The 5,854-nt window shown below is 39.3% G+C and carries 11 protein-coding genes; 9 read left to right on the top strand and 2 right to left on the bottom strand.

Going from position 1 to position 5,854, the window contains the following annotated elements; all coding sequences use genetic code 11:
* Positions 1–94: 94 nt before the first annotated feature.
* Both KFT32_RS26845 and KFT32_RS26850 read right to left on the bottom strand, forming a co-directional pair.
* Positions 95–1,291: a site-specific integrase gene (locus KFT32_RS26845; protein WP_211750411.1), complete on the bottom strand. Its 1,197-nt coding sequence runs from the start codon at positions 1,289–1,291 to the stop codon at positions 95–97.
* A 20-nt stretch (positions 1,292–1,311) separates the two neighbouring features.
* A complete protein-coding gene (locus KFT32_RS26850) occupies positions 1,312–1,665 on the bottom strand; it encodes a helix-turn-helix domain-containing protein (RefSeq protein ID WP_211750412.1) in 354 nt (117 codons plus the stop codon).
* 168 nt (positions 1,666–1,833) lie between these two features.
* Here KFT32_RS26850 and KFT32_RS26855 point away from each other — a divergent pair, with 168 nt between their 5' ends.
* The 9 genes from KFT32_RS26855 (at position 1,834) to KFT32_RS26895 (ending at position 5,738) form a co-directional block, all read left to right on the top strand.
* Entirely contained in the window at positions 1,834–2,085 is a 252-nt protein-coding gene (locus KFT32_RS26855) for a helix-turn-helix transcriptional regulator (protein WP_211750413.1), read from the top strand.
* A 37-nt stretch (positions 2,086–2,122) separates the two neighbouring features.
* Positions 2,123–2,314, top strand: a complete 192-nt coding sequence (locus KFT32_RS26860; RefSeq protein ID WP_211750414.1) for a helix-turn-helix domain-containing protein — start codon at positions 2,123–2,125, stop codon at positions 2,312–2,314.
* An 18-nt stretch (positions 2,315–2,332) separates the two neighbouring features.
* Positions 2,333–3,016 (top strand): Rha family transcriptional regulator, encoded by a 684-nt coding sequence (locus KFT32_RS26865; RefSeq protein WP_211750415.1) that lies wholly within the window; start codon positions 2,333–2,335, stop codon positions 3,014–3,016.
* 18 nt (positions 3,017–3,034) lie between these two features.
* On the top strand, positions 3,035–3,262 hold the full coding sequence (locus tag KFT32_RS26870; RefSeq protein ID WP_211750416.1) for a hypothetical protein: 228 nt from the start codon (positions 3,035–3,037) through the stop codon (positions 3,260–3,262).
* Positions 3,263–3,312: 50 nt separating this feature from the next.
* Positions 3,313–3,666, top strand: a complete 354-nt coding sequence (locus KFT32_RS26875; protein ID WP_211750417.1) for a hypothetical protein — start codon at positions 3,313–3,315, stop codon at positions 3,664–3,666.
* A gap of 87 nt (positions 3,667–3,753) precedes the next feature.
* On the top strand, positions 3,754–4,176 hold the full coding sequence (gene ssb / locus KFT32_RS26880; RefSeq protein WP_211750418.1) for a single-stranded DNA-binding protein: 423 nt from the start codon (positions 3,754–3,756) through the stop codon (positions 4,174–4,176).
* Between the two features lie 12 nt (positions 4,177–4,188).
* Positions 4,189–4,596: a hypothetical protein gene (locus KFT32_RS26885; RefSeq protein WP_211750419.1), complete on the top strand. Its 408-nt coding sequence runs from the start codon at positions 4,189–4,191 to the stop codon at positions 4,594–4,596.
* Entirely contained in the window at positions 4,589–4,969 is a 381-nt protein-coding gene (locus KFT32_RS26890) for a hypothetical protein (protein ID WP_211750420.1), read from the top strand. Before KFT32_RS26885 ends, KFT32_RS26890 begins: the two co-directional genes overlap by 8 nt.
* A gap of 4 nt (positions 4,970–4,973) precedes the next feature.
* A complete protein-coding gene (locus KFT32_RS26895) occupies positions 4,974–5,738 on the top strand; it encodes a DnaD domain-containing protein (protein WP_211750421.1) in 765 nt (254 codons plus the stop codon).
* Positions 5,739–5,854 lie beyond the last annotated feature (116 nt).

Below are 5,854 nucleotides of genomic sequence, written 5' to 3' on the forward strand. Positions count from 1 at the left end.
TTATCTCCGTGATAAAAACCTTTAATTCTGAAAGCTTGATAAATAAAGGATTAGTGAAGGGTTGTCCCACAAATTCCCCACAACACTCGACTCTTTACCACAGATTATCCATTAATGCGTCTAATTTCTCGACGGCAGCTCGTTTTCTCGCGTTTGTAACATGCAAATAAACAGTTTCTGTTATCTCGTCACTCGAATGTCCTAACAGCTTTTGTATAGCAGGCAGCTCAACTCCGGCCTCTGCCATTAGGGATGTATACGTGTGACGAAGAGAATGGGGGGTTATAGACGGGGGAAGACCGGCCTTAGATACAACTTCAGCCATATGCTTTCTAAGCTCGCCAGGAGGGTATGGACAGCCCATGTGGCGATTCTCATTTATAAAAAGAAAGTCAGGTCCATCATAAAACCATTTGCGATATTCCATTTTAAATTTATTTCTCCATGCAATTTGTTCTTTTATTATAGTTAGGACCCTACTACTAATATCTATTTTTCGAATTGATGCATGATTTTTTGGAGTGTTCAGTACATATTCATCTATCCCTCTTGGTACATATAAAGTTTTAGTAATAGAAATTCTTTTATGGAGTTCATCTATATCGGTTAATTTCAATGCGCATAGTTCACCGATCCGCATGCCTGTGTACGCTAATATATAAATGGCTCTGAACAATTGTGGACGATCAATTTCATTCTTTGCATGTATAAATAATTTTGCTAACTCTTCTTTTTCTAAATACTCTGGAAGTTCAACCAAGTTCTCTAACTCATCTACAGTCAATTTTTTTCTTGGAATCTCTATGTTTGCTGTAGGATCTTTTTTTATTATTTCTTTCTTTACTGCTTCAGTGAATAGCATATTCATTACAGTGTGAAAATTCTTAATATAGCCGTAGGAGTAATTTTTGCTGCTGTTTATTAAATCATTTAATAAAGTTTGATAAAACAAAGGGGTAATCTCTATAAGTTTTAAACCGCCAGCAATTTTTTTAGCTGCGTTTAGAGTGCTCTTGCGCTGATCGACTGTTCTTTGTTTTACCTTACCAGTAGCTTTGTAAATCTCTAGCCATTCATCAATCCATTCCGCAAGAGTAATCTTTTTTTCGTCAATGTATATTCCATGTATTTTTTCAGCTTGTATCTTTATTCCTTCACGCTCTGCTTCTTTAGCAGTTGCAAATCCCCCGATTTCTTTTTGAATCCTTTTTCCTGTTGCAGGATCTTTACTATCATATCGATAATAAAATTTTCCGTTTCTTTCTCTAACATTTTTATATTTTCTAGACATGAAACCACCTTCTGTCCTTATTAATCTTTTATTGATCTTTGCATAAGCAAGCTAAACATTTTAACTTCTTCTTCTGGTAGAGACAATAGTAATTCAATTGCCTTTCTTTGTTCGTTGCTTAGCTGCTGCTGATCATTGCTTATGTTTATTACTTCTGATGAATTTGAGGAATCATCAAATAGCAAATCGTCTGTTGTTACATCTAAAACTTGAGCTATTTGTTCGACTTTCCCCATTCTAGGCTCGTTTCTTCCATTTTCCCAGTAACCGACCGTTACTCCTGAGACCCCTAATCTCGTACCTAATTCTTCTTTCGATATTCCTTTTGCTTCTCTATATTTTTTTAAATTTTCTGAAAAGTTAATTTTCTTCACGATAACTCCCTCGTCGCACTATTTGTACTGTCATCGTACCATTATTCATTTTGTATTTCCACAAAAATTCTAACTTATACTTAATTTTTTTGTTTTTTAGTTTGACAGTTAACTTTAAGTTAGGATATATTGGTAACACATCACAGCGAAGGAGGTGAGATTTCACGGATGACAACTCATCACCAACATAGAAGAACTATAAGAGAATGGCGAGCTTATAGAAAGCTAACAAAAACTAAAATCGCTGATAGCATGAAGGTATGCATAAGTACCTACACTCGGATGGAGAATCGTCCTGAGTCTGTATCGATGCAAGAAGCATCTGAATTAGCTGATGTTTTTGAATGCAGAGTAAGAGACATCGTTTTTTTTGAAAACAATCCTAACTTATTGTTAGATATTTTTCAGGAAGCACATTGATGTCTAACATATATTTAGAAATGGGGTGAGTAAGTGCATGTTTAGTCAAGAGATGTTAACGATCCCTGAGGTAATGAAACACTTTAAAATCAGTGATTCATCTGTCAGAAGGCTCCTTAAATCGGGGGAGCTAAAAAGTATTAAGGTTGGAATGCAACGTCGTATTAAACCGGAGTGGCTAAAAGAATATGAGGTTACCCAAATGAAAGGTGAACATCAACGGGGATAGAGAGAGGGGCATTGGTATATGGATTCTTTATTAGTATTTATAAAAAACGGAAATACGGTAACTGACAGTTTGACCATAGCAGAGAAATTCAATAAGGGTCATAAAAATGTAGTACGTGACATTGAGGTTCAACTTCAAAAGTTAAATGAGGCTGGCGAAGAAGAGTGGGGTGTGCTCAACTTTGAGCGGACCCATTACCAACATCCTCAAAACGATCAATGGTATTCGAAATTTGATCTTACAGAAGATGCCTTCGCAATTGTTGCTATGGGATATGTAACTTCGGAAGCAATGAAAATGAAAGTTAAATTTTTAGAAGAGTTCAAGCGTATGCGAAACCAACTAACAAATAACATCCCTGTACTGGATTCTAACGCAGCTATTGCAATCGCATTAAGACAAACAGCTGATGTGATGGACAAGTTACCTCAGATTGAAAGTAAGTTAGAAACGATTGGTCGTAAGCTTGAAACTCAAATCACTTTAGACAGTGGACAACAACGGAGACTACAGCAAGCGGTAAGTAAAAAGGTTTGTTCCATTGAGCCAGACAAAGATGAGCGAGGAAATTTATTCCGTCAGCTCTATAAGGAAATTAAGGACCGCTGGGGAGTGCCAAGTTACAAAGATGTACTTCGCCAGGATCTACAAGAAGTAATCTCTTACGTGAATGCATGGAGACCAGTAAGACGAGCTGGTTAACAATAAGGGGGCTTGTATATGAACAATATTCAGCAATTGGTAAGTATATGCGGATTTTTTCTTCAGTTGGAAGAGCGGATGAAAGCAGATTGCTATCACAATATCGCGGTTCATGCTCGACGCCAGTATCTCAAATACAATGATCGATTACAAATATTGAAATACGAGAATCAGATCCAAGAAGCTAACTGGGAAAGGGTGAAGGCAAACAATGTGGTGCCTTTTCGTGGCATGGTTGCTGTTTAATATGTGGTTGTTCTTCTATACGTTATCTCTTAAGGAAAGGAACTGATCGTATGGTATGTCGGAATAAACGCAGGAAAGCACGCAATGAGTTGAATCAACTGTACCGTAAGCTCGAGATTGAGAAAGATCCGCGGAATATTGCATTACTAAGAGTACAGGTGCGTAGGCTTCGAAAGCAAAAGGTACTACTTAAAGTGAATTGTTGTGGTAACAAGAATTGTCAAAAGGCTATCTACGAGGGGCAACAAGTATTTAAGGTTGGATCAATTGGTATTTACTGCACCATGAGCTGTTGGGCTGATTCGATCGGTGCTTTAACGATCGTTATAGGAGAGGAACAAACGAAAAATGACTCCAGCTGTGGGGCAGCTGAAGCCATTAACTCTCAAAACAAATTTTGTTAGTGATTAATATATCAATATTCTTCAGGAATGTAAATATGCCTCCATTTTTCGAATGGACAAGCATTCAAATATAAGGGGGAAACACATTTGCTTAATCGAGTTATTTTGATCGGACGTTTAACTAAGGATCCGGAGTTGAGATATACCCCTGCGGGGGTAGCGGTAACACAATTCACTTTAGCAGTTGATCGTCCTTTTTCTGCAGCTGGTGGAGAAAGAGAAGCTGATTTTATTCCAGTTGTCACATGGAGACAGCTTGCAGAGACTTGCGCGAATTACTTACGTAAAGGAAGACTCACTGCGGTCGAAGGCAGAATCCAGATACGGAACTACGAAAACAATGAAGGCAAGCGTGTATACGTAACTGAAATTATCGCGGATAACGTTAGATTCCTGGAGAGTGGAAACAGAAATCAAAGCAGTCCTCCTTCTAGTGAGCAAAACAACCAAGATCCGTTCTCTGGTGACGGGAAGCCAATCGACATCGCTGATGATGATTTACCGTTTTAAGGCGGTGTCTCTATGGAGGACCAGACAGCGGCGTATATCAAAGAAATCAAACGGTACAGGGCTATTGCTAAGGAATACGATGATGACAGCCCAGGCGGTATTGTAAAGAAAATACAGTATCTGACTAAGGCTCATATGCTTATGGGCCGAGTGTCAGCTTACAAAGATGGCGATTACAAGCGGATCTACAATACTAGAAAACGAGTGTATGCGGAAGCCAAGCGTGATGCCCTTAAGGGGGATAAGACAAACGCTGCTGAACTGGCAGTACTTGATCTAAGAGTTGTTGAAGCAGAAGCATATGAATCCATGCATTTATGGCGTAACGAGTTTGCATCTATGACAGAGCATTTACACGAATTACGTCTTAGGCTGCGTGTCGATCTAAACACATATATAGGAGGCGGTCCGGATGTTTGATCATAGACCGGTACCTAAGCCGGGGAAACTAAAGCGGATCAAAGAAACACAGAAACAAATGGGGGATATCAGTCCTCAAGTGGATCGCGAACTAAAAGAACGCTCCTTTGGATTATGTGAGTTGTGTGGGAAAGCCATAGCTACTGAACGGGCACATCTTACTGGACGAAAACAATTAGACCATAAAACGAAGGTTACCGACTTATTACACCTTTGTTCTGAGTGCCACGATTGGCTAGATGAAGATCCAAATGGTATAAGAGCACGAAAATTCATAGCTAGAGCTATTAACACAGTCCTTAAACATGTTTCCAAGCATTTCCCGGAAATTCCCGGAAATGATGGGGGTAGTAAGGAAGGGAAGGGGAATTGATGGGATGGCTGAGAAACGAATGATATCTAAAGTTATCTCCATTTCTGAGAAAGTGAATGATTTGCCTAACATATTTTCCATGCTGCTATTTACATGGATGATTCCACATACTGACGACTTCGGTAGACTGGCAGGTTCACCTTCAAAGGTAAAGGCACTGGTTGTACCGATGCTTGATAAAAAGAAAGAGGAAGTAGCTGCTGCGCTTGAAGAATTAGCGACACACGGACTTATTAACTGGTACGAAGTGGACGGAGAAAGGGTCATTCAGATTCTTAATTTTGATAAACATCAGCAAGGATTACACAAGCGAACTCGTTCCAAATTCCCGGACTTTCCCGGAAGTTCCGACAGTTTCCCAAAAATTCCTCTAGAAGAGAAGAGAACTGAACTGAAGAGAACTGAAGAGAAGGGAATAGAACTAGAACAGATTTCTGGTAGTAGTAGTCAAAATGATTCATCCATTAATCCTTATCGAATTTTTGAAGAAGAAGGGTTTGGGACAATCAGTTCGATCCTGAAAGATCAAATAGATGATCTCGTAAACACATATACCATCGTTTGGTATAAAGAAGCCATTAAACGAGCCGTGCTTCAGGGGAGAAGAACTTTAAGCTATGTGAACGGGATATTGAAAAACTGGAAATCAAGAGGAATGGATGAACCATGGAAGGGGGATGGATCAGGTGAAGAGTATGAAGGACGAGCTGAAAGGAATAGATCTGGAAGAGCTCAAAAGGAGAGCGAGTTTGCTCACCTCGATTCATAACGAGGAATCCCCCGATCGTGTAACTTACCGTTGCACCAAATGTAAGGATGAAGAAGGATACCTTGTAAAGATCCCAATTGGCCCAGGACAGTTTGAATACAGAGAAGTATGGCGGG

This window comes from Paenibacillus sp. Marseille-Q4541, assembly GCF_018310695.1.
Classification (GTDB): domain Bacteria; phylum Bacillota; class Bacilli; order Paenibacillales; family Paenibacillaceae; genus Paenibacillus.

Bases quoted from the DNA above. Each gene is read 5' to 3' on its own strand.
- KFT32_RS26845 (WP_211750411.1), bottom strand. From the start codon at position 1,291: ATGTCTAGAAAATATAAAAATGTTAGAGAAAGAAACGGAAAATTTTAT.
- KFT32_RS26855 (WP_211750413.1), top strand. From the start codon at position 1,834: ATGACAACTCATCACCAACATAGAAGAACTATAAGAGAATGGCGAGCT.
- KFT32_RS26860 (WP_211750414.1), top strand. From the start codon at position 2,123: ATGTTTAGTCAAGAGATGTTAACGATCCCTGAGGTAATGAAACACTTT.
- KFT32_RS26865 (WP_211750415.1), top strand. From the start codon at position 2,333: ATGGATTCTTTATTAGTATTTATAAAAAACGGAAATACGGTAACTGAC.
- KFT32_RS26870 (WP_211750416.1), top strand. From the start codon at position 3,035: ATGAACAATATTCAGCAATTGGTAAGTATATGCGGATTTTTTCTTCAG.
- KFT32_RS26875 (WP_211750417.1), top strand. From the start codon at position 3,313: ATGGTATGTCGGAATAAACGCAGGAAAGCACGCAATGAGTTGAATCAA.
- KFT32_RS26885 (WP_211750419.1), top strand. From the start codon at position 4,189: ATGGAGGACCAGACAGCGGCGTATATCAAAGAAATCAAACGGTACAGG.
- KFT32_RS26890 (WP_211750420.1), top strand. From the start codon at position 4,589: ATGTTTGATCATAGACCGGTACCTAAGCCGGGGAAACTAAAGCGGATC.
- KFT32_RS26895 (WP_211750421.1), top strand. From the start codon at position 4,974: ATGGCTGAGAAACGAATGATATCTAAAGTTATCTCCATTTCTGAGAAA.